Genomic DNA, 24,269 nt, shown 5'->3' with positions numbered 1-24,269 from the left:
CAGGCCTTGTCAGTACTCTCATGATTCTGCCCCGAATCATTCTGTCATCTCCCGCGAAATCTACTCCTGAACCTCTTTCGTTTGCTTCTCGGCTCTCGCCCTCGTTGGGCGGGTGGGGTGCCCCTTGGTAAATGAACCAAAAGCAAGACAATCGGACTGACCGGTGTGATTGACGAATCCACGGCCCCTGTATTTTGCAGCGACAGAGCGAATCGGACCTACGTTTCAAGAACGTCGTCGCCGCAATTCCGCTTTTTGTCGAGCCGAAAACCATGCCCTGGTCGATTCCAAACTGGCTCCATTGCGCCTGGTCGGCTGATCCTTCATCGATAGCGACGGGAAAATACCTGCTCGATGCTGCGGTTCTTGAAAAACGACTGCTGTTCAGTGCGACTCCGATCGCGCCCCCGGTCGTCGACGAAACGGAAGTCGACTCTGGACTGGCCGAGTCGTTGGTGGTCGACGTCGCCAGCTCGACATCGACCTCGACGTCAACATCCGGCGGGTCTGAATCAAATGACGGACAACGGACATCTCGATTGCAGTTGGTCTTCGTCGACGCGGGAGTCGAGGATCACCAACAGCTGATCGATGACCTGCGGGCGAGCAATGAGACTGCGGATCTGGAAATCTACTTACTCGACGGGTCGCGCGACGGCGTCGAGCAGATCACCGAGATCTTGGGCGACTACCAGAACGTGGACGCCATCCATCTGTTGTCTCACGGAAATGACGCCAAGCTGCGGCTGGGCAACTCGACGCTGGACGGCGGAAACCTGGCCGGGTACGCCGGCGACTTTGCCCATTGGCAGGCGTCGCTGACCGACGATGCGGACTTGCTGCTGTACGGATGCGAGTTGGCAGAAACGGACTCGGGCGTGGCGATGTTGGAAGCCCTTGCGGCATTGACCGGCGCGGATGTGGCAGCGTCCACTGACGACACCGGACATGCATCGCTGGGCGGAGACTGGGAGTTGGAATTTCGTGTAGGCAACATCGAATCGAGTGTGTTGCTGAGTGACTTCGCCGAATCCCGTTGGATGGGATTACTGACGACGCCGGAGATTTCACCAACCAGCGAATTGCTCGTCAACTCCACAACGACGGGGGTTCAAACGCTTTACAACGCGCACCAAGCCGTTGCGGTCGATGGTCTCGGCAATACGATCGTCGCCTGGGTCGATGCCGCTTATGACGGAAGCGGTACGGCGGTGATGGCACAGCGATTTGACCCCTCGGGTTCAAAACTGGGGGTTGAGTTTCAAGTCAACGTCAATACCCCCGGTGACCAGACGCTTCCGGTTGTCACGGCCGACGACACCGGACGTTTTGCCATCGCCTTTGTTTCCTCCGACGCGGATGGGACGGGCATTTACGTCCGGCGGTTTGATGCATCCGGCACGGCGATCGACAGCGCGGACATCTTGGTCAACGCGGGGCAGGAATCGGGGAACCAAACCAACGTCTCGATTGCGAGTAACAGTTCGAATCAGATCGTGATTTCGTGGGAAAGTGACGGAGCATCGGAAGGCATCTATGCGCGGAACTTTGATTTCACATCCACACCGGTCGGCGATCAACTGGCAACGACCTTGCTGACCGTTGATACGGTTGCCACCGCGACGGACGCTGCGATCGATATCAACGCAGGCGGCCGATTCGTAGTTGTTTGGAAGGACGGCGCTGACCTTTACGGTCGCAAGTATGAATTCGGTTCGGGGACAGCAGTCGCGAGTAAACTGGATCTGAATGTTGCCGGCTCGGACGGGAGCCAAGTTACCGTCGCCGTGATGCCCAGTGACAATTACGTCATCGCGTATCGCGAAAACAAGGCGGGCGAGGAAGGGATTTGGCAGCGTCTGATTCAAGACGACGACGTCATGTCGACTCCCGACGATGTGAGTTGGACGACTCAAAGTGTCGAGCCCTCGATCGCAATGGATGAGGCCGGAAATTACATCATCAGTTATACGGCGGCGGACCAGAATGGCGTGGGGGTTTTTTACAGAACCTACGATTCCTCCAATGTCTCGATCTCCGGCGAGTTGCAGGCCAGTGTGACGGGTGGCCAGACGCAGGAAAACGCATCGGTGGCGATGCACGATCTCAACAATTTCGTGGTGGCTTGGAGTGGCAAAGGTGACCAAGTCGGGCACGAGGACGGCTCCGGCATTTTTTTTCGCCAGTACGGGACGACCGGAGCCAACGTGGCTCCCGTGGCTGACTTGACCGCCGGTGCACCGTACACGATCAACGAAGGCGACTCGCTTACACTGGATGGATCCAACTCCTCGGACGCTGACGGCGATACGTTGACGTATGCCTGGGATTTGGACAACGACGGAATCTTCGGCGAGACCAACGAGCCCTTGACCGCGACCGCGGTGGTCAATTGGGCAACGCTCGCCAGTTTCGGAATCGACGACAACGGCACGCACACGATCGGTCTGCGAGTGGATGACGGCCGCGGCGGAATCGTGACCCAGACCACAACCGTTACCGTGCAAAACACCGCGCCGGTTTTGTCGGCGACGGGTAGCGCGAGTGCTGTTGCGAGCACAATGTACACCTTGAACCTCTCGGCCACAGACCCCGGTGACGACACGCTCGCTCAGTGGCGTGTCGATTGGGGCGATGGAACGATCAACCTGTATGCAGGCTCCAGTACATCGGTCACCCACACCTACAGCGTTGCTGGGCTGACCCATAACATCCTGGTGTCCGCCACTGACGAAGACGGCAAGTGGTACACGGGCGATCTGTTTGTCGCCAGTTCGAATTTTAGTCCGGTGGAACGATTTGATGCGTTGACCGGCGCCTTTGAAATCGGCACCGGAAACTTTAATGACCTCAAGCGTGCCGAAGACTTCTTGATCGGCCCGGACGGGATGCTTTACGCGAGTGCTTTCTTGACAAGCAATGTGCAACGCTTCGACCCTGTCACCGGAGTGCTGGATGGCGATTTTGTGATTGGCGGCAGTGGCGGATTGGACAAGGCGTCCGGGATTGCGTTCGGACCCGACGGAAATCTGTATGTCGGCAGTCATGGCACCGACCAGGTCCTTCGCTACGACGGAACGACCGGATCGTTCATCGACGTGTTTGTCAGTGCGAATGCAGGTGGACTGGATGGACCACGGGAATTGTTGTTCGGAGCTGACGGATACCTTTACGTCGCCAGCGAACTGACCGACAGCATTCTGCGGTTCAACGGCAGCACTGGTGCTTACATTGACGATTTCGTCACCAGCGGTGCCGGCGGGTTAGACGGACCAAAATCCTTTGCGTTTGGGCGTGATGGAAATTTCTATGTTTCCTCGTCTCTGACCAACCAGATCCTTCGCTACAACGGGTCCAGCGGGGCCTTCATCGATATCTTTGTCGCTTCGGGCGTCGGCGGGTTGGCCGATCCATTTGGACTCGCATTCGGACCGGACGATTCGCTGTACGTCACCACTCACAGTTCCGGAAAACTACTCCGATACGATTTCAACGGAAACTTCGTCGACGAATTCGGCAACGGCTTTTTTAAAGCCGAAGGCTTGGCGTTCACGCCGACGCATCAGGTCAACGTGGTGACGCCGAATACCGCACCGACGGCTGACCTTTCGGCCGGCGCCCCGTATTCGATCAGCGAAGGGGGCACGTTGTCACTGGACGGATCCGCGTCGAGCGATGCAGACGGCGACACGTTGAGCTATGCATGGGATCTGGATAACGACGGAAACTTTGGCGAAACCGACGAACCGACCACGGAAACGGCCGGCGTTTCGTGGGCAACGCTGGCCGCCTTTGGGATCGACGACGAGGGGACCTACACGATCGGTCTGCAAGTCGACGATGGAAATGGCGGCGTGACGACGGCGACAACCACCGTGACGGTCACCAACGCGGCGCCTGTGATTTCGGCGACCGGTGCCGCAAATGCCCTTTCCGGCAGCAGCTACACGCTGAATCTTTCCGCAACCGATCCGGGCAATGACACCATCACCAGCTGGCGTGTCGACTGGGGCGATGGCACGATTGTGACCTACGGCGGCAGTCCCAGTAGCGTGACCCATACCTATTCCGTCGCGGGACTGACGCACAATCTGCTGGTTTCTGCGACCGATGAAGACGGCACCTGGTTCACCGCAGACTTGTTCGTCGCCTCGAACAACACCACCCCCGTCTCTCGATACGATGCGTTGACGGGTGTTTTCCAGAATGGCCTTGGAACCAGCGCGACGTTAACCAAAGCCCGGGGGATCCGATATGGCGCCGACGGGTTGCTGTACGTGTCGGGGTTCGATTCGAGCAACGTCCAACGATTTAATCCAGTCACCGGGGCGTACGTCGACGATTTCGTCGTGGCGGGCAGCGGCGGCATCGACCAAGCCGACGGTTTGGCCTTTGGCCCTGATGGGCATCTGTATGTCACCAGTCACCGCACCGATGAAGTGTATCGATACAACGGCACCACGGGCGCTTTCATCGATGTCTTTGTGACGGCTGCGTCCGGCGGATTGGACCATCCTTTCTTCATTGATTTCGGGCAAGACGGCAACTTGTACGTTGCCAGTGAAAAAACCAATAGCATCTTGCGCTACAATGGAACGTCGGGCGCCTATATCGATCAATTCATCTCGACGGGGCTTGGTGGACTGACCGATGCGGCCGGTTTTGGATTCGGTCCAGACGGCAACTTCTATCTCGCGTCGACCTTTACCGACGAGATCTTGCGGTACAACGGAACCACGGGCGCGTTCATTGATGTCTTCGTGACAAGCGGGCTCGGCGGTTTGGATGATCCTCAAGGAATCGAATTTGGTCCCGATGGTTTTCTTTATGTGACTGGAAAGACCAGTAACAACGTGCTGCGGTACGATACCTCTGGGAACTTTATCGATGAATACATTCCGGCCAGCAGTGGACTGTTGACGCCTGGTGCACTGGAATTCTCGCCGGCGCATCAGGTGACCGTACTCGCAGTCAACACGGCTCCGCTGGCGACCAACATGGGCCAAACGATCGGCTACACCGAAGACGATTCGACCGTCGCGATCGCTGACATCGTGGTGACCGATCCCGACGTCGGGGAAACGATCACGGCAACGTTGACGCTGAACTTGCCCGCCACGGGGACGCTCACGACGGGGACGTTCGGGGCTTCGACCAGCACCTATGTCACGGGAACGGGCGTCTGGCAGGTCAGCGGAACGGTCACCGACGTCAACGCCGCCCTGGCCGCCGTGGCCTTTACCCCCGCCGACGACAACGACGTCAACTCGCAGATCGCCGTTCACATCGAAGATTCCGTCGCAGCCGGGCCCGCCGATGGGCTGATTCAACTGAACGTCACGGCCCAAAACGATGCACCCGACATCGATTTGGATGCCGATGATTCGAGCGGGGCCGTCGGTTCGGGCTACAACGCTGCGTTCGTCGAAGGGGCTGGGGCGGTGCGGATCGCTGACTTGGCTGACGCCGTCATCGATGATGTCGACAACACCAATCTGACGTCGTTGTCCGTCACCATCACCAACATCCAAGACGGTGCCAACGAGGTGTTGACCTTTGACACCACCGGAACCAGCATCATCGGCAGTTATGCCGCCGGCGTGTTGTCACTGACCAACTCCGACTCGGTCGCCAACTACCAGCAGGTCTTGCGAACGATTCGTTACGAAAATCTGTCACAAACTCCTAATACGACGACTCGCGTGCTGAGCATTTCGGTTGGCGACGGAACGGCCAATACTGGAATCGTTTCCAACGTCACCGTGACGGCAACCAATGATGCTCCGGCGTTGGACCTGGACGCGAATGATTCCAGCGGCCAAGGCGGGGCGGACTATGGGGCAACCTTCGTCGAGGGTGGTGGAGCTGTCTTGATCGCCGACGCGGCCGACGCTGCCCTGACGGATGTTGACTCCGCCAATCTGACGTCGCTGGTCGTCACGATCACCAACCTGCTCGATGGGGTTGCCGAAACATTGACCGCCGACACGTCGGGAACCGGCATCGGGGCCAGCTACTCCGGAGGCGTCCTGTCGCTTTCAGGTTCCGACAGCGTCGCCAATTACCAACAAGTCCTCCGTACCATTCGGTACCACAATTCATCCGGAGCGCCCAACCCCTCGACGCGCGTCATTCAGTTCGTCGCCAACGATGGATCCGCCAACAGCAACACCGGGACTGCAATCGTGGGCGTCAGTGCTGTCAACACCGCCCCTGTCCTGGATCTGGATGCCAACGATTCAAGCGGATCGACCGGGGCCGACTATAACGCGACGTTCATCGAAGGTGGCGGCGCCGTGCTGATCGCTGACAGCGTGGATGCGGACCTGGTCGACGTGGACAGCGGCAGCCTTTCGTCGCTGACCATCACCATCACCAACTTGCTCGGTGGTATCGCCGAATCGCTGAGTGCCGACACGAGCGGGACCTCGATCTCCGCGACCTACCTGGCCGGAACGCTGACGTTGTCGGGAGTTGATTCGGTTGCGAACTATGAACAGGTGTTGCGGACGGTGCGGTACGACAACGTCTCGTTGGTCCCCAACCCGACGACGCGGTTGATTCAGTTTGTCGCCAATGACGGCGCGGCCAACAGTAACATCGCAACGGCCAGCGTGTCGATCACGACGACCAACAACGCCCCCACGTTGGACCTGGACGCCGACGATTCAAGCGGCAAGGGCGGCGGCGGATTCCAGACATCCTTCGTCGAGGGCGGCGGTGCCGTTCGAATCAGCGATTTCTCTGACGCCAATCTCAACGACGTCGACTCGGCGAGTTTGACTTCGTTGACGGCGACCCTGACGAATCCGTTGGACGGAAGTAGTGAATCCTTGTCCGCCGACACGTCCGGAACCAGTATCACCGCCTCCTACGCCGGTGGAACCCTGACGCTGTCGGGAACCGATTCGGTCGCGAATTATCAACAAGTGTTGCGATCGATACGCTACCTCAATACATCGGTGGCACCCAACACGACGGCGCGCGTCATCGACATCGTCGCCAACGATGGCATTTCCGCCAGCAACTTGGCCACCGCAACGATCAACGTCACCTCGATCAATTCAGCCCCGACGATCAATGCGCCGGGCACGCAGACGCCGTCAGAAGACACACCCTGGTCGGTCAACGGAATCAGCGTCAGCGATTCCGACATCGGTGCCGGGATGATGAAGTTCTCGATGAATGTCGCTCGCGGGACCTTGACCCTGAACGCTATGGTCGCCGGTGGCGTCACCGCGTCGGGCATCGTCGGCAATGGCAGTTCGTCGGTAACCGTCACCGCGACGCTGGCCCAATTGAACACAACGCTGGCCGCCGCCAATGGGCTGACGTACCTGGGCAACCCGAATGTCAACGGCGTCGACACGCTTTCACTCAACGCGAGTGATTTGATCGTTTCGACCACCGAGACGGTCAACATCAACATCCTGGGCGTCAACGATGCACCGGTTGCGGTGAAAGATCAATTCACGATGAATCCGGACAGCAAGTTGACCGTCGGGCCTGGCGGATTGTTGGCGAACGATTTTGACGTCGATGGCAACGCGATCAGCGTCGTTCCCGTCAGCGGGCCTTCGTCTGGAACGTTGACGTTGGGGGCGGATGGATCCTTTCAATTCACTCCGGTTGCCTCGTTCTCCGGATTCGTCACGTTTTCTTACGCCGTCACCGATGGCTCGGCGACGAGCGCGCCCGCGACGGTGGTGATCGAAGTGTTGTTGCCGATCAGTCCGGCCGACATCGCCAGTGCGAGCGCCGAACCGGAGCCCGAGAAAGTCCCCGAAGACCCACCGGCCGAAGAAGAAAGCGAGGAGGAAACTGAGCCGGAGAATGAAACGTACACCCCAGTGACCGCGATTGCTCCAGAACCGGACACGCCGTCGGTCGACCTGGGGCGAGGCGTGGTCCAAACCAACGCCGAAGAAATTCTGACGATCAGCGTGGTGCCGCAGCGGCTGGCGGAGCAGGCTGAATCTGAGCAGCGAAATGACGAAAGCCGTAGTTCGTCTCCGACGCAAAACGACAACTCAGGTCGATTGCGTCGTTCGGACTCGATCCGTTCGACCGGATCGGTGCTTGGGATTGGGCGGTTCGACAGCAAACTGCTGTGGAGCGACATGGAAGACATGCAAGGCGAAATCAATGACGGCTTTAACACACCCTACATCTTTGCCGGTTCCTTCGCCGGCGTCTCAAGTGCGCTTTCGGTCGGTTATGTCATGTGGACGGTCCGCGGCGGTCTGTTGGCGACCAGCTTACTAGCGCACCTGCCGGCATGGAGCTTCGTCGATCCGCTGCTGGTGCTCGACGAGCTGGATGATGACGACGATGCCGACGACGACTCGCTCGCAGAGATGCTCGACAAAAGCGAAAGCGAACGGGAAAAAGTCGAGTCGGACGAAGCGGAGCTGGAAGCTTCGGCTCTCTGATTAATCAGTTGGGGAGACAAGGAGACAAGGAGACAAGGCAGATTGGAGCAAGGTCATCGGATTCCCTGCTGCCATCCCATCATTCTGCCACTCCATCATTCTGCCATCCCCGCCTCGCCGAGGCCGGCGTCTGGCGACGGCGCAGCACTAGACAGTCATTGACCGCTCGCTGCCTGTCCGAGCGAGTCCAGCTTTGCACGTAGGAATCGTCGTTCGGAATCGTGGGTTGTCAGTGCCAACGCTTGCTCAAAGGCGCATCTCGCTTCCCGTTGTTTGCCCAGTCGCCGCAGAAACTCACCGCGGGCTGAATGGGCCAGATAATACGCTTGCAAGTCTCCGCGTTCTAAAATGTCATCGATGATCGCCAGGCCGGTCGCCACGTCGTCGCGCATCGCGATCGCCACGGCACGATTGAGTTCCACCACGGGCGATGGATCGGCTCGCATCAGGACGTCGTACAAGGCGACGATCTGCGCCCAGTCGGTCGCAGCGGCCGTCGCGGCTTCGGAGTGGACGGCGGAGATCGCGGCTTGGATCGTGTATGCGCCGAAACGCTTCGATCGCAACGATTGTTCGACCAAGCGGACCCCCTCGTCGATCAGCTCTCGATCCCAGCGGCGACGATCCTGATCTTCAAGCACGATGATGTCCCCCCGGACGCTCAATCGCGCGGCCCGACGCGATTCGTGAAGCAGCATCAGTGCCAGCAATCCCATCACTTCCGGATCCGGCAGCAATTCCATCAGCAAGCGGGCCAGACGAATCGCTTCGTCGCAAAGGTCGGCCCGTGTCAGGCTTTCTCCGCTGGATGCGGAATAGCCTTCGTTGAACACCAGGTAGATCACCGACAGGACGGACTCCAAGCGTTGGGGAATGTCCGAAAGAGAGGGGAGCACATAAGGGATTCCGGCATCGCGAATTTTCGCTTTGCCGCGAACGATGCGCTGAGCCATCGTCGCTGGGGGAACCAGGAACGCGCGAGCGATTTCTTCCGTCGTCATGCCGCACACTTCCCGTAGCGTCAGCGGCACTTGCACTTTGGGATCAATCGCGGGGTGACAGTCGGGCCACTGCTTCATCGCCGCGGCAAAGGCATCGTGCATCGCTTCTTCGGCCGAGTCGAAATCTCGAAGTAGCCGAACCAGAGTCGCAAACACCCTGCGTGATTCGGTTCGATAAATCGATTCAATCTCGGCAGCGTTCATTTCAGTCACGGTTCTTCGAAGTGGGAGAGGCTTCCAGGCTCGTCAAGTCATAGAAGCCTCTCTCACTCATTTCCCGTTCGCTATGGAAGAGAATTGCCGTCGAAGGCTTTTTGAAGCGTCTCTATCTCGAGCTTCTTCATCTGCCAGAGCGACTGAAACATCCGCTGGATTGCCGAAGCGTCACCACTGTCGAGCCATTCCTGTAGCCGCGACGGCACGATTTGCCACGACATGCCGAACTTGTCTTGCAGCCAACCGCAGGCAACTTCACTGCCACCGTCGGCCGTCAATCCGTCCCACAAGCGATCGATCTCCTCCTGCGACTCGCAGGCCACCGCCAACGAGAACGCGGGACTGAATTGCCAGTCCTGGCCCGCGTTGAGCGCCACAAACGTCATCCCCGCCATCTCAAACTCCACCGTCAGAACGGCATCGTTCTGGGGATTCTTGACGGTCCGCAGAACCTGGCCGTCTGGCAGCAGGGAAACATAAAACGACGCCGCTTCTTCGGCGCGGTCGACGTACGACAGAAAGGGAGTGAGTTTTTGCTTGAATTGCATGTTTGGATTTTAACTGAGTGAATGCAGGCCGATCACATTGCCTTCGGTGTCGACCGCCAGCGCGATGAAGCCGTAAGGGCCGATGGAAAATTTGGGTTTGTGAATTTTGCCGCCCGCCGCTTCGACCCGGGAGGCTTCGTCGGCACAGTCCTGGCATGAAAAGTAGACGAGCGTTCCGTTTCCACTGGGCGTGCAGCCTTCGGCTTTCACGATCGCACCCGCGGCGCCGGCGGCTTCCAGATCGGCGGGGAACGCAAGCATCTGAAGTTCAGGGGTGGGCGTGTCGAGGCGTGTCAATTCAATGTTGAGCACCGCTTCATAGAAAGCTTTCGCTCGTTCGAGGTCTTCGACATAGATTTCGAACCAGCCGACAGGATTTCGACTCATTGGATGACTCCAGCATTGGATTTAGGGACGGGAAAAGGTTTCTGTGGAACGTTTGTTTGTGGCGTTGGCGTCCGCGGCGACATCGGGTTTGGGGAACAGCGGTCGGATCTCAACCGTTCCGCGTTTCGCCGGCGGCAGCCGAGCAGCGATCGCGATCGCGATCGCTTCATCGAGATCGTCGACGTCGATCAGATAATAGCCTCCGAGTTGCTCAGTCGTTTCCGCGAACGGCCCATCGGTGATCTGTTTTTGGCCGTTGCGGATGCGTAGGCTGGTGGCGGTCGTCACCGAATGCAGCGGGTCGGCCGAAATCAGCTTGCCCTGGCGCTGAAGTTCATCGGCGATCGCCATCGATTCCAGCATGCACTCGCGACGTTCGTCGTCGGTCCAGCACGTTTCGTCGCCATAGATCAGCAGCATGTATTTCATTGGTTTAGCGGTTAGCGGTTAGCGGTTAGCGGTTAGCGGTTAGCGGTTTGGCGGTTTGGCGGTTTGGCGACGCAATCCGTCTTCCTGATCCCGTATCTCGCCTTGCGGATCGTTTTCGGCAAAGTCTTCGATTTCGTACAGCGGTCGGATGTCGATGTCGGATTCTTCCAGCATCGGGTTGGGGCAGCGTTTGACCCACTCGACGGCTTCGTCCATCGAAGCGACTTCCCACAGCCAGTATCCAGCGATCAGTTCCTTTGTTTCTGCGAACGGGCCGTCGGTCACGCTGCGATCGCTGCCGCGAAAGTGAACGCGTTTGGCTTCTGAGCTGGGTTTCAATCCCTCACCGGCTTGCATGACGCCGGCTTTGACCAGTTCCTCATTGAATTTTCCCATTTCGGTGAGCAGCTGTTCGCTGGGCAATTCGCCTGCTTCCGAACTGGGGGTCGCTTTGACAATGACCATGACTCGCATTTTTTTTCTCCATGTTGTTGTGATGATCAGCCTTTGGAAGAGAGTCGAATGGCTGATGCGGAAATCGACAGCCGGAAATGAAAATTCTGAAACTCAAGACTCCGCGATCACTCGCTGGCCGAGCGAGGATTGGAAAAATCGGTGAGTCATTCAGTATGCCCAGAACAGAATGGCCCCCGGCCGGCGAGCGGACGGCCTAGAATAGGCCCCTGATGTTTTGGCAGCGACTCGCCCTCTCCTTTTCCTGATCAGCGGAGTTGGAGGCACGACATGGATTTTTGGGACCATCTGTTCGATAGCGATTACAAGCGGCGTGCGGACATTGAGAAGCTGAAACGCTCGGTCCGGCGACGCAGCGCCGCACGCTCTCACGACATTCAGCAAGTCGATCAGCAAGCAAAGCGAATCGATCAGCTGGAGCAGCATGTCGGTGAACTCGCATTACTCTGCCGCACCCTGCTGACCGTCTTGCGTGAGAATCGCCTCGTCGAGCCGGAGCAATTTCAGGAGGTGATGAATCGGATCGATGCGGAGGACGGTGTCGTCGATGGCATGGTCACGCCTCAGCCACCGCCCGATGATCCCCCGCACCCTCCTGAGATCCGCGCTTGGTGAATCGCCTGGCGTCAGAAAACTTCTGATAGGTGTCGGCACACAGGCTCGCTGCGGCTGTCCTTTTGGAGCGTCTCGGGTCCCTCAATTGGCCGGTTTGGCGGTAAAATGTGCCGTTTTTTGCGGGTTTTCCGCTGGTCTCGGCGGTCGCCGGCGGGGCTCTTGGAGGTTTCGTCAGTTTTCTTGTGAAGAACGGTTGACGGCCACGGCTGACGGCTCTATCTTCCCGCCTCGCTCGTGAGTGACCGCCCGCCGCAGAGTTCTGCGGCGGGCGGCTGCTAACGCAGCGTCCTTCGATTGCACCCTCTCGGGGTGGAGTCGGAGAACTGATTTTTGACAATTTGGTTGTTTGGTAATTGGCATCAGTAATCTGCCGGTCAGTTCCTTGAATTGATCGGCGACTACAAAGTTCTTCGGAATAAGCGTTGCCAGTGTCGTCCATCGGGTTCCTTAAGCCTGGTGTGATCGGTGCTGGCAGATAGAAGCGAATCTGACAGGATTCTGTGCGAATACTGAGTTGAGACGTTGTGGCATTGCGATGCAGTGTTGTGACCGATCAATCCAGTCATGTGATATCGTTATGGTGATTAGCATCAACGACGAATTGCGATTCTTGGCGTTGAATTGGCTTGGCTTCGGCCGGGTTGACTCGAGTGTTGAGTTCGGGATTTCGTTGGCCAATCTACCAAGGGCACATGGGGGATGCCTTGGCATTAAGAGTGTGGGCGTGGAAGTCTGCGAAATGCCTGGGGGAGTTGACAAACAAGCGATGATCCCGGGATACCCAATCCAACCTGGTGAACTGAAACATCTAAGTAACCAGAGGAAGAGAAAGAAAAATCGATTCCGTCAGTAGCGGCGAGCGAAATCGGAACAGCCCAAACCGGAAGGGTTTCCCTTCCGGGGTTGTAGGACTCCAATATCGAATTGTGTGTTGTTAGTGGAAGGTTCAGGAAAGTTCCGCCACAGAGGGTGACAGTCCCGTACACGAAAATAAACACACATCGTAGGAGCACCTGAGTAGGTCCAGTCACGTGAAACCTGGACTGAACCCGCGGGGACCATCCCGCAAGGCTAAATACTCCTTAATGACCGATAGCTAACCAGTAGCGTGAGTGAATGGTGAGAAGAACCCCTGCAAGGGGAGGAAAGTGAACCTGAAACCATGTGCCTACAAGCGGTCGGAGCCCGATTTGAACGGGTGACGGCGTGCCTTTTGCATAATGATCCGGCGAGTTGTGGTATGCGGCTTGGTTAAGTTCCTCCGGAACGAAGCCCAAGGGAAACCGAGTCTGAATAGGGCGAAATTGTCGTATGCTGCAGACGCGAAAGCTGTGTGATCTACCCATGGGCAGGTTGAAGCGTGGGTTAAACTGCGTGGAGGACCGAACCCACTTAGGTTGAAAACTGAGGGGATGACCTGTGGGGAGGACTGAAAGTGTAATCAAACCAGCAGATAGCTCGTTCTCTCCGAAATATCTTGAGGGATAGCGTCGAGCCACTATTTACCGGGGGTAGAGAGACTGAATCGGATGGGGGCCCTTCCCGGGGTACCCCACCGAACCAAACTCCGAATACCGGTAAAATTATCTCGGCAGTCAGTCCCTGGGGGATAAGCTCCAGGGTCGAGAGGGAAACAACCCAGATCGCCTGCTAAGGTCCCTAAGTAATACTTAGTCACTAAGGAAGTTGAAGTGCTGTGACAGCTGGGATGTTGGCTTAGAAGCAGCCACCATTTAAAAAGTGCGTAACAGCTTACCAGTCGAGCATTTCTGCGCCGATAATGAACGGGAGTAAGTATTACACCGAAGCAGCGGGCTTGTGCTTAGCACAAGCGGTAGGAGAGCGTCGATGATCAGATACGAGCCATACGGTAACGAGTGGTGTCGGGGTCATCGAGTGATTATGCCGGAATGAGTAACGATAAAACAGGTGAGAATCCTGTTCGCCGAAAGCCTAAGGTTTCCTGGGGAAGGCAATTCCGCCCAGGGTTAGCCGGTACCTTAGTCGAGGCCGAAAGGCGTAGACGATGGACAGAAGGTCAACATTCCTTCGCCGGTTGTGTATTCGATGCAGGGACGGCGTCCAGAAAGTGAGCGGTACGAATAGAAATGTCCGTAGCGAAGGCCGAGTTGGCGGGGGTTAAATGACCCGCATAATACAAGGCATAGCTCGAGAGCACTTAAGTTCTCGAAGTCATTGGAAGGACGTCCAAGAAAAGCTGCTAGGTTAAGCAACTGACCGTACTAAAACTGACACAGGTAGGCGAGATGAGTATTCTAAGGCGCTCGGGAGAACGGTGGTTAAGGAACTCTGCAAAATGGCCCCGTAAGTTCGCGATAAGGGGCGCCTCCGATGGTTCACGCTGTTGGAGGCCACAGAAAATCGGCTGTAACGACTGTTTATCAAAAACACAGGTCTCTGCTAACACGCAAGTGGATGTATAGAGACTGACGCCTGCCCGGTGCTGGTAGGTTAAGGAAGACTGTTAGCGTAAGCGAAGCAGGCGACCGAAGCCCCAGTAAACGGCGGCCCTAACTATGAGGGTCCTAAGGTAGCGAAGTTCCTTGTCGGGTAAGTTCCGACCTGCATGAAAGGCGTAACGATTTCAGCACTGTCTCAACCACCGACCCGGTGAAATTGTAGTCGTGGTGAAGATGCCACGTACCCGCGGTTAGACGGAAAGACCCCGTGAACCTTTACTGTAGGCTGATATTGGGTTGAGATATGTCTTGTGTAGGATAGCTGGGAGGCTTTGAGCTCGGCACGCCAGTGTCGAAGGAGCCGTTGTTGAAATACCAGCCTGGTCATATTTTAATTCTAACTTTGATCCTGTGAATCCAGGCAAAGGACAATGTCAGTCGGGCAGTTTGACTGGGGCGGTCTCCTCCCAAAGAGTAACGGAGGAGTGCAAAGGTACACTCAGCCTGGTCGGCAATCAGGCGTAGAGCGTAAAGGTAGAAGTGTGCTTGACTGCGAGAGCCATCACTCGAGCAGGAACGAAAGTTGGCCTTAGTGATCCGGTAATCCCGAATGGAAGGGTTATCGCTCATCAGATAAAAGGTACTCCGGGGATAACAGGCTTATCGCATCCGAGCGTCCACAGCGGCGATGCGGTTTGGCACCTCGATGTCGGCTCATCACATCCTGGGGGTGTAGAAGCTCCCAAGGGTTTGGCTGTTCGCCAATGAAAGTGGTACGTGAGCTGGGTTCAGACCGTCGTGAGACAGGTCGGTCCCTATCTGCCGTGGGCGTTCGAAACTTGAAGAGATTCAACTTTAGTACGAGAGGATTTAGTTGGACGAAGCTCTGGTGTACCAGTTGTCGCGCTAGCGGCACGGCTGGATAGCTAACTTCGGAAAGGATAAACGCTGAAAGCATCTAAGCGTGAAGCCCGCTCTAAGATTAGGTTTCGTAGACAACTGTCGAAAGTCCCCTGGAAGACGACCAGGTTGATAGGCCGGATGTGTAAGCGCCGTAAGGTGTTCAGCTAACCGGTACTAACGGACGAAGGGTTGGCCATCGATATCCCGCACTCATGATTCTGTCATGCGTCGCTTCGGATAACGCTTGAGCCGAACGAACTGCCATTACCAAACAACTGGCCGTGTGCTGGGCGAAATATCCCTCACACGGTCCTTTGGCGACCATATCGGAAAGGTCCCACCTGTTCCCATCCCGAACACAGCAGTTAAGCTTTCCGAGCCGATGATAGTGCCCACCAGCGTGAAAGTAGGTCTCGCCATTTTTTAAAAAACCCTTCGATGGATTTCCATCGAAGGGTTTTTTCATGCGCCCAAACAAACCGGCCGGCGATGCCGGCGATGCCGGCAACGGCGCTCGCAGATCGCGGGGCGCCAGTCGCCGGTCGCGGGGCGGCAGTGGAAATAGGACCAATGGGACAGATTGGACCCATGTGCCCCATACGTCGCATGGGTCCCCTGTCCCCAGCTGTCCCCGATAGCCCGGGGTCTGTCCCCGATAGCCTCTTCGATTTTTTGACCAACAAATCTTTTGACCTGATCACCCCAACGAGAGCGCAGCGTTCGGTGGTGACGCCCTGTTCTGCGTCACGTCTCTGGGCGACAGCAGCGGAGTTGTAGGTCAAAAAATGAGAAAGACTTCGGGGCTGTCCAGTTCTTTCCTTCGATCAAGCTCAGCGGAAAAGCAAATCACGTTCAATCTGGAGTTCGCAATGATCACAGATTGAGAAGTTGATCCGATCGTTGATGGCTTCATGAGCCCATTGCCCGGTCGGGGTCCGTTGGTAGGCTTCAACAGTATTTTGATCGGGGTCGACCAGGAGATAAATTCGCACGCCATTTTGTTCGTAGAGATCGCGTTTTGCTTCGCGGTCACGGATCGCGGTTGATCCCGATTGAATTTCGGCGATGAGCGCGGGCGGGCCTTCGATGTGTTTTTCGGGGACGTCGCCACAGACGACAACCACGTCGGGACGTACCACGGTATCGTCGCAAATGATCCAGTCGATTTCGTAAAGCACGTTTGCCCGGCAGTGCTGCTTGCGGATTTGAGACTCAATTTCGAACACCAAGTTCTTGGCGATTCGTTGGTGAGGGCCGAACGGGCTGGGTGTCATCGACACCGGGATGCCCTGCCAAAGTTCCCAGTCACCCTGCCAGGCTTGGTAGTCAGCGACGGTGTAATGTGGCAAAAAACGTTGAGCTGCAGACATTCTGTGTTGCCGAAAACGGGTTGATTCCAAGGGGCGCCAACGAACTGATGCGTTCATGTTACCAAGCGTCGCACACCATTTCACCGACAAAGCCGATCGCCCCGGGGGCTGTCCCCGGTGGAATGCCTCTCGGGGGCTGTCCCCGGTGGAATGCCTCTCGGGGTCTGTCCCTGATGGCCTCTTGTCTCCGATTTTCTCTGCTATTTTTTGACCAACAAATATTTTGACCTGATCCCCCCAAGCAAAGCGCAGCGTTCTGCGGTCACGCCCCAGCTCCGCTTCACGTCTTTTGGGAAACAGTGGCGGAGTGATTGGTCAAAAAATGGGCTGGTCAAAAAATGAGAAAGACTCGTGGGGTCTGTCCCCGGCGGGCGTTGGTGGGGGGCGGCTACAGCGAGCCGCCCCAGCCGAGTTTTTCACGCAGGGTGCGGTAGTCGTTTTGGCCGGGGACCGAGAGCATTTCAAACGTGCTGTCGGAGCGCTGCACCTGGACGCGGTCGCCCGGCAGGAGCTGGCTGAGGATTCGCCCGTCCACGACGACACTGGTCGATGCGTTCGGCTCGCTGACGGTCAGCTCGAACACGGTGTCTGCCGAATCGACCAGCGGCCGATAGGTCAGCGTGTGGGGGCTGATCGGCGAAATCACCACGGCGTGCAGGTTGCGACGCAGGATCGGTCCGCCGGCGGATAGATTGTGCGCGGTCGAACCAACCGGTGTCGCCAGGATCAGGCCGTCGCAGCGATACCGTGTCGCCAGATTCCCATCGGCAAACAGATCGATTCCCAGGATCTGGTACGGCGGTCCGCCGAGCACCGCGACCTCGTTCAAGACAAGTTGCTGGCAGATGGTCTGGCCGTCTCGAATCAGGCTGACTTCCAGCATCAAGTGGTCGATGACTTGGAACGCACCGCAGCAGACGCGGGGCCAGACCTCCAAAAAATCGTCGGGCGAAAGTGCAGCCAGGAAGCCGAGGTTTCCGCAATTGATGCCCAGCACGGGGATTTTCTTGCCGGCGAGTTGCCGGGCGGTTTGCAAGATCGAACCGTCGCCACCGAGCACGATGACCAGGTCGATGTCGGGGTCATCGAAGCCGTATTCGAAGTGAAAGTCTTCGGCAACGATCTCGGCGTGCTGGGCAATCAGCGGCCGCAAGCGGATGGCTTCGCTGCGGACACGCTCGCGATCCGGGGCACCGATGATCACCACGCGGGGCACGTTCCGGTCGCCGTTGGGCCAGGTTCGACTGTTGGAGCGCGGTTCTGCGGGGTTGAGCGTCATGGGTTGCCTAGCATAGCAATGGACGAAGACTTCGTGGGATCGGTTTCCAGTCTGTCGCTTCGGAACCGACAACCTGGAGGCCTGTCCCATGTCCGACCGACATGCTCAGGCGAAGGTTGACGTTGCCGGCGCCGCTTGTCGGCATCGCTCGGCGATCGCTTCGGGGCTGAGTCCGCATTGGTGCAGCAATTCGTTGCGGTCCCCGTGCTCGACAAAGCTATCGGGGAGCCCGAGGGTCTGGACGCCGCGGGTGTCCAGTCGTTGGGCGACGGCGGATTCCAGGAACGCCGATCCGAAGCCACCCATCACCGCGTTTTCTTCCACCGTCAGGACGAATTTTCCGGTTTCGATCGTTTGCTTGACCATCTCTTCGTCGATCGGTTTGGCGAACCGCGCGTTGACGACGCACAGATCCAGTTCGCCTTCGAGCATCTCGGCGGCGGCGAGTGCGTTTTCCAGCATCGCACCGAAGGCGACGATCGTTCCGTCGTCGCCGTGGCGGATGATTTCGCTTTTGCCGAGTTCAACGTCGGGAGCGGCTTGTCCGCGTTGAAGTGCCGAAGCTTTGGGGTAGCGAATGCTGCAGGGATGATCGTGATCGAGTGCGAAGCGAAGCATCATGCCCAGTTCTTCGGCGTATCCCGGGGCCATCACGACGATGTTGGGGAACAGACGCATGTAGCCGACGTCATAGACGCCGTGGTGGGTCGGTCCGTCCGGGCCGGTCAACCCGGCGCGATCGAGCATGAACACGACCGGCAGATCTTGTAGCGAGACCTCTTGAAAAATCTGATCGTAGCTGCGTTGCAAGAACGTGCTGTAGATATCGACGATCGGCCGTGCGCCGGCCTTGCATTGACCGGCGGCGAAGGCGACCGCGTGCGATTCACAGATGCCGACATCGAAGAACTGTTTGGGGAATTTTTCGCGTACGGGTTCCAGTTTGTTGCCTTGGCACATGGCCGCGGTGATCACGGAGACCTTTTCGTCGGCGGCCATCGCGGCGCTGATCGCATCGCGGGCGTGCACGGTGAACGGGGGCAGGCCATCGCTGTGCCGGGGCACCGGTTGGCCGTCCCGGTCTTCGAACGCCGGCGGGGTGTGGAAGAACACTGGATCGGCGGCGGCGGGTTTGTATCCATGGCCTTTTTCGGTGACCACGTGCAGCAGGACCGGGCCTTTCATTTCGCGGACCATCGCCAAGTACTTGCGGACCAGCGCGATGTCGTGCCCGTCGATCGGCCCGACGTAGCGGATGTTCAATTCTTCGAACAGCATGCCGCCGACCAAGCCGGCTTTGACGCCTTCCTTCAACTGGGCCAGAAACCGTTCGGCCGGATCGCCGAACATCGGGATCTGTTCCAGCAGTTTGCCGACTTCGCTTTTCAAGCCGGTGTAATACGGATTGCTTCGCAGGCGGTCCAGGTAGCCGGCGACGGCGCCGACACGATGGCAAATCGACATCTTGTTGTCGTTGAGCACGATCGTCAGATCGTCTTCCAGGTGGCCGGCGTTGTTGAGCGCTTCGAACACGATGCCGCTGGGGAAGGCCCCGTCGCCGATCACCGCGACCGTCCGGCGGTCGGGTTGGCCGACCATCAAGTCACCGCTGCGCAGTCCGACTGCGGTGCTGACGCTGCAGCCGGCGTGGCCGGTCATGAACAAGTCGTACTCGCTTTCCTGTGGGTTCGGGTATCCCATCAAGCCGCCCTGTGTGCGAATCGAGGGAAAGCTGTGGTAGCGGCCGGTGACCAGTTTGTGCGGGTAGATTTGGTGGCCGGTGTCCCAGATCAGGCGGTCGGTGCGGAAGTCGAACTCACAATGCAGCGCCAGGCAGAGTTCGACGACGCCCAGGTTGGACGCAAAGTGCGCCGTCCGGGTTGCCAGCAGGTTGCACAGCACGTCACGGATTTCGTCAGCGGCCGACTCCAATTGCTGGGGCGAAAAATCTCGCAGCCCTGTCGCGTCTTTCAAGCTTGCCAGCAGGGGATGTTTTGGGTCGTTCAATTTGGCTTCCTTTTGAGATGTCGGTCGAGCGGGTCAATCCGTGGTTACCGCATCAAGGTGATTGCTTGAAATCAGTGGGTGCGAGCGAGGACATAATCCGCCAGACACTCTAACCGCCAAGCGGGCGGACCTAAAACGGTCAGGTGCGATTTTGCGGATCGGATCAAGTCGCTGGCGAAGGCTTGTGCGTTGGGGAGCCCCAGCAGTCCGGGGTACGTCAGTTTTCCGCGATCGCTGTCTTTTCCGACGCGTTTGCCGAGGTTGGATTCGTCAGCGGTGTGGTCCAGCAAGTCGTCGACCACCTGAAATGCTAATCCGAGATCGGCCGCAAAGTCGGTCAGGGCCTGGGATTGTCGATCGCTGGCGCCGCACAAGACGGCTCCCAGTTGAAGCGACGCGGTGAACAGGGCTCCCGTTTTGCGGCGGTGAATCGATTCCAGGAACGCGAGTCCGGGGCATCCCTCTGGACTACGGGGGGGGCTGCCGCTCGGTTCATTGGGCTGCTCGTCAGCTGGCTTGTGGCCGGCCGATTCCAGTTCGGCGGCGACCTCGGCGGGTAGTTGGCCCGACTCGGCGGCCAGGTCATCGGCTTGGCCGCCGACGAGCTGTTCGGGGCCGGCGGCGCTAGCCAGCAGCTCGACGGCCAGCGCACGTCGATGCAGATCCGTCACGTTGCGGCACAGGTGCGCGATCGCCAGGGGCTGCAACGCGTCGCCGGCCAAAATCGCGGTGGCTTCGTCGAAGGCGATGTGGACAGTCGGCCGTCCGCGGCGGAGGTCGTCGTCGTCCATCGCGGGCAAATCGTCGTGGATCAGCGAGTAGGCGTGGATCATTTCCACCGCGACCGCACCGGGCATCGCCTCGTCGATCGTCCCCCCACAGGCCTCGGCGGCCATCAGGACCAGTGCCGGGCGGAGCCGTTTGCCGGGAGCCAGCACGGCATAGCGGATCGCGTCGGCCAGCCGATCCGGGCAACCGCTGCCGAATTGGCACGCCGCCTGAAGCGATTGTTCGATGGAGGGCAGCAGGTCACCGAGTGCTTGATGGATTCCAGGCTCGGTATCTTGCGGGTTGGTTTGTTCGATCGGAGAGGCGGGCAAGGCTGACACTAGGGCGGAAAGGGGTGAGCAGTAATTATCCCCACACTGTACAGCTTAAAAAAGCCCCTCGTTTTCGTCCACGTCGCTGACCGGCCCGCGCGTCTTTCTGGCCGGCTTTCGGCCTGATGCGGAGCGGCCGCTGCTAGCGGGGGTTCGGCTGCCCTCTCCGGTGTCCACCGGTTCGACCGACGCCGTCCCGTCCTCATCGACACTGGTCAGCACCGCGATACGTTTTTCCGCTTGCTGGAGAACTTGGTGGCAAAGCTTGATTTTTTCGATGCCGCGTTCGTACTGGACAAGTGATTCGGACAGTCCGAGCTCCCCGCCTTCGAGCATTTCGACGACGGTTTCGACTTCCGCGAGCGCCGATTCGAAGTCGACTTGGGGTCCCGGTTCGCCGTTGGAGGAAGCCGATTCACTTGATTTCTTCTTTGCCATGATTCCGCCGATCGCCGTGCTGATGTCGTTGAAGGGGGCGATGCAGTGCCGCCTGATTCGCCAATTCTCGCGATGTGGCGGCGTTTGTCGAGTTGTCTCAGAGCCCACGGGAGCGTTCCGGCGGCGTCACTCGATCCAGCCGCCTCCGAGGACTTGGGTGCCGTGGTAGACGACGGCGGCTTGGCCGGGCGCGACGGCGTCGACGGGGGCGTCGAAGTGAACGGTGAATCGATCCGGCGATCCCGGGTCGACTTCGACCGAGGCCGGTTGGGGGGATCCGTTGTAGCGGATTTGGACCGACAGCCCGCCGGTTCCGGCGTCGGACGAGGCCAGGCGGCTGAGCGATTCCGGCGAGACCAACCAGTTTGCATCCCCGGCCGTCAGTTGCCCGCACGCCAGCGATTCTTTCTCCCCGAGCACCACTTGATTGGTTTCGGGGTCGATCCGGATCACGAAGTGGGGCGTGCCCAGGGCGATCCCGAGGCCCTTTCGTTGGCCGACGGTGAACGCTTCGTAGCCATCGTGTGAGCCGACGACCCGGCCGTCGGTGGTGACGAAGTCGCCGGCCGTGGTGCCGACCAGTTCGGGGCGGCGAGCTTTGACGAAATCGCTGTGGTGGCCTTGGGTGACAAAACAGATTTCCTGGCTATCGCGTTTCCCCGCGACGCCCAGCTGGAGGCTTTCGGCGATCTTGCGGATTTCGGTTTTTTCGTAGTCGCCGACCGGCAACAACATTCGTGGCAAACGGCTCTTGCCAATTCCGAACAGCGCGTAAGACTGATCTTTGTGGCCGTCCAATCCGCGGTGCAACTGGCCGTCGATCATCCTGGCGTAGTGCCCGGTGGCGAGAAAGTCAGCTTCGACACCGGCGGCGTAGTCGAACAGGCGGCCGAACTTGATCCAATGATTGCATTTCACGCAAGGATTCGGTGTGCGTCCATTCAAGTAGTCATCGACAAAGTAATCGACGATGCGTCGGAAATCGGCTTGCAGATCCAGTGCGTAGAAGGGGATGCCGAATTTAGCGGCGACGCGTTTGGCGTCGGCGGCATCGCTGGCGGTGCAGCAGCCCTGTTTGTGGTCGGCACGCCCGCTCGCCAGGCCCCCCAGGACGGGCAGCGACGGGGCTGAAGCCTGACCTGCCGGGGCGGATGGGGCCGCACCGCGATCCACCTTGCAGACTTCGCTGGACTCCTCGCCGTGGCGCATGAACACGCCGATCACCTCGTGTCCGGCCTCGAGCAACAGATGTGCCGCCACACTCGAATCGACTCCCCCACTCATCGCCAGGACCACGCGTGCCATGTATAGTTTTCAACCTCTCTGGAAAGTCTTCTCAATGTCAAGTATTCGTCGTGATCGGCGAAAAGGATGTGATCACTGATGGACGCGGAACTGGTTCAGCGCAGTGAAAAAATCGAAAAACGCCTGAAACTGCTCGCCGAGTCCTTGGACCATCGCGGCAAGGCGGGGCAGATCAAAAAAATCGAAGCCAAGATGGGCCAGCCGGACTTTTGGGACGACAACGAGTCGGCTCAAAAAACGGTCGGCGAGCTCAAGGCTCTCAAAGCCATTGTCGGCCCGATGAACGAATTGTCCAGCAGCGTCGAGGACTTAAGTGTCTTGATGGAGATGGCGGACGAGGACGAATCGGTTGCCGCCGAGGTCAGCCAGGAACTTTCACGCTTGGAAAACATTCTGGATGATTTGGAGCTGAAAGCCCTGCTCGATGGTCCCAACGACAGCGCCGGAGCGATTCTGACCATCAACGCCCGCGACGGCGGGACCGATGCCAACGACTGGGCCGACATCATGTTGCGGATGTACTCCGCTTGGGCGGTCAACCAAGACTACAAGATCCAATTGCTTGACCGACACGAAAACGAAGAAGCAGGCATCAACAGTGCCTCGATCGCCATCCGTGGGCCGATGGCCTATGGCTACCTGAAAGGCGAGGAGGGCATGCACCGCTTGGTTCGCATCAGCCCGTTCAACAGTGAAGGCAAGCGGCAGACCAGTTTTGCTGCGGTCAGCGTCGCGCCTGAAATCGATGATTCCATTGAGGTCGAAATCGAAGAGAAGGACGTTCGGACCGACACGTTTCGCGCCAGTGGTGCCGGTGGCCAGCACGTCAACAAAACCGACAGCGCCATTCGTCTCACTCACATCCCCACCAATACGGTGGTGCAGTGCCAAAGCGAACGCAGCCAGCACCAGAACAAGGCCAACGCGTGGAAGATGCTTCGCGCCAAAATGGCCCGATTGGAAGAGGAGCGACGCGAAGCGGAAACGGCGGCGAAGTATGGCACCCAGGCCAGGACCGGTTTCGGCAGCCAGATTCGCAACTACTTCTTGCACCCCGACCAGCGCGTCAAAGATGCCAGGACCGGACACTACGTCGGCAATTTCAACAGTGTCATCGACGGCAGCGAACTGCAAGGTTTTCTGGACGCCTTTTTGCGTTGGCGGGCGGGTGGAAAGACCGCGGTCACCGCCGATGAAGATTGAGTGATCGCCCGCGCGCCGTCAGCTTCATTACATGACCCCACCATGGTGGTGTGGTGCTGTTCATCAGATTGATGGCGTATCGGATAATGGCTGTGAATTGATTGATGTTCCCCGCTGAATTTCCTCGACAGCCTGTGCGTGC

Annotated in this window: 14 protein-coding genes and 2 rRNA genes; 5 read left to right on the top strand and 11 right to left on the bottom strand. The window is 58.3% G+C overall.

Going from position 1 to position 24,269, the window contains the following annotated elements:
• The first annotated feature begins 272 nt into the window (after nt 1-272).
• Nucleotides 273-8,432, top strand: a complete 8,160-nt coding sequence (locus TBK1r_RS11235) for a DUF4347 domain-containing protein (protein WP_145210190.1) — start codon at nt 273-275, stop codon at nt 8,430-8,432.
• Nucleotides 8,433-8,587: 155 nt separating this feature from the next.
• Here TBK1r_RS11235 and TBK1r_RS11230 read toward each other — a convergent pair whose 3' ends face one another.
• From TBK1r_RS11230 to TBK1r_RS11210, 5 genes are all read right to left on the bottom strand, one after another.
• Nucleotides 8,588-9,637, bottom strand: a complete 1,050-nt coding sequence (locus TBK1r_RS11230; RefSeq protein ID WP_145222473.1) for an RNA polymerase sigma factor — start codon at nt 9,635-9,637, stop codon at nt 8,588-8,590.
• Between the two features lie 80 nt (nt 9,638-9,717).
• Nucleotides 9,718-10,197 (bottom strand): VOC family protein, encoded by a 480-nt coding sequence (locus TBK1r_RS11225; RefSeq protein ID WP_145210187.1) that lies wholly within the window; start codon nt 10,195-10,197, stop codon nt 9,718-9,720.
• A 9-nt stretch (nt 10,198-10,206) separates the two neighbouring features.
• Nucleotides 10,207-10,584, bottom strand: coding sequence for a VOC family protein (locus TBK1r_RS11220; RefSeq protein WP_145210184.1), 378 nt, complete (start codon nt 10,582-10,584; stop codon nt 10,207-10,209).
• Between the two features lie 21 nt (nt 10,585-10,605).
• Nucleotides 10,606-11,013, bottom strand: coding sequence for a YciI family protein (locus TBK1r_RS11215; RefSeq protein WP_145210181.1), 408 nt, complete (start codon nt 11,011-11,013; stop codon nt 10,606-10,608).
• Nucleotides 11,014-11,052: 39 nt separating this feature from the next.
• Nucleotides 11,053-11,487, bottom strand: coding sequence for a YciI family protein (locus TBK1r_RS11210; RefSeq protein WP_145210178.1), 435 nt, complete (start codon nt 11,485-11,487; stop codon nt 11,053-11,055).
• A gap of 270 nt (nt 11,488-11,757) precedes the next feature.
• On the opposite strand from TBK1r_RS11210, the gene TBK1r_RS11205 reads away from it, so the two are divergent.
• The 3 genes from TBK1r_RS11205 (at nt 11,758) to rrf (ending at nt 15,847) form a co-directional block, all read left to right on the top strand.
• Nucleotides 11,758-12,102, top strand: a complete 345-nt coding sequence (locus tag TBK1r_RS11205; RefSeq protein ID WP_145210175.1) for a hypothetical protein — start codon at nt 11,758-11,760, stop codon at nt 12,100-12,102.
• Between the two features lie 672 nt (nt 12,103-12,774).
• Nucleotides 12,775-15,622, top strand: a 23S ribosomal RNA gene (locus TBK1r_RS11200).
• 116 nt (nt 15,623-15,738) lie between these two features.
• A 5S ribosomal RNA gene (gene rrf, locus TBK1r_RS11195) occupies nt 15,739-15,847 on the top strand.
• A 408-nt stretch (nt 15,848-16,255) separates the two neighbouring features.
• Here rrf and TBK1r_RS11190 read toward each other — a convergent pair.
• The 6 genes from TBK1r_RS11190 to mnmA form a co-directional block, all read right to left on the bottom strand.
• On the bottom strand, nt 16,256-16,795 hold the full coding sequence (locus TBK1r_RS11190; protein ID WP_419581226.1) for a Uma2 family endonuclease: 540 nt from the start codon (nt 16,793-16,795) through the stop codon (nt 16,256-16,258).
• A gap of 388 nt (nt 16,796-17,183) precedes the next feature.
• Complete coding sequence (locus TBK1r_RS11185; protein WP_145210169.1) at nt 17,184-18,074, bottom strand: NAD(+)/NADH kinase; 891 nt, start codon at nt 18,072-18,074, stop codon at nt 17,184-17,186.
• Between the two features lie 105 nt (nt 18,075-18,179).
• The gene (gene dxs, locus TBK1r_RS11180; protein WP_145210166.1) at nt 18,180-20,081 is read right to left on the bottom strand and encodes a 1-deoxy-D-xylulose-5-phosphate synthase; all 1,902 of its coding nucleotides are present in this window, start codon (nt 20,079-20,081) and stop codon (nt 18,180-18,182) included.
• Between the two features lie 71 nt (nt 20,082-20,152).
• A complete protein-coding gene (locus tag TBK1r_RS11175) occupies nt 20,153-21,190 on the bottom strand; it encodes a polyprenyl synthetase family protein (RefSeq protein ID WP_473772502.1) in 1,038 nt (345 codons plus the stop codon).
• A gap of 45 nt (nt 21,191-21,235) precedes the next feature.
• Nucleotides 21,236-21,727: an exodeoxyribonuclease VII small subunit gene (xseB, locus tag TBK1r_RS11170; RefSeq protein ID WP_419581225.1), complete on the bottom strand. Its 492-nt coding sequence runs from the start codon at nt 21,725-21,727 to the stop codon at nt 21,236-21,238.
• 18 nt (nt 21,728-21,745) lie between these two features.
• A complete protein-coding gene (mnmA, locus tag TBK1r_RS11165) occupies nt 21,746-22,924 on the bottom strand; it encodes a tRNA 2-thiouridine(34) synthase MnmA (protein ID WP_145210163.1) in 1,179 nt (392 codons plus the stop codon).
• A 78-nt stretch (nt 22,925-23,002) separates the two neighbouring features.
• Here mnmA and prfB point away from each other — a divergent pair, with 78 nt between their 5' ends.
• Nucleotides 23,003-24,127, top strand: a complete 1,125-nt coding sequence (gene prfB / locus TBK1r_RS11160) for a peptide chain release factor 2 (RefSeq protein ID WP_372895154.1) — start codon at nt 23,003-23,005, stop codon at nt 24,125-24,127.
• Nucleotides 24,128-24,269: the final 142 nt, after the last annotated feature.

The organism is Stieleria magnilauensis, assembly GCA_007753675.1.
Taxonomy (GTDB): domain Bacteria; phylum Planctomycetota; class Planctomycetia; order Pirellulales; family Pirellulaceae; genus Stieleria; species Stieleria magnilauensis.
The sequence above is the reverse complement of the archived record's forward strand: the minus strand, read 5'-3'. Positions and strand labels throughout refer to the sequence as shown.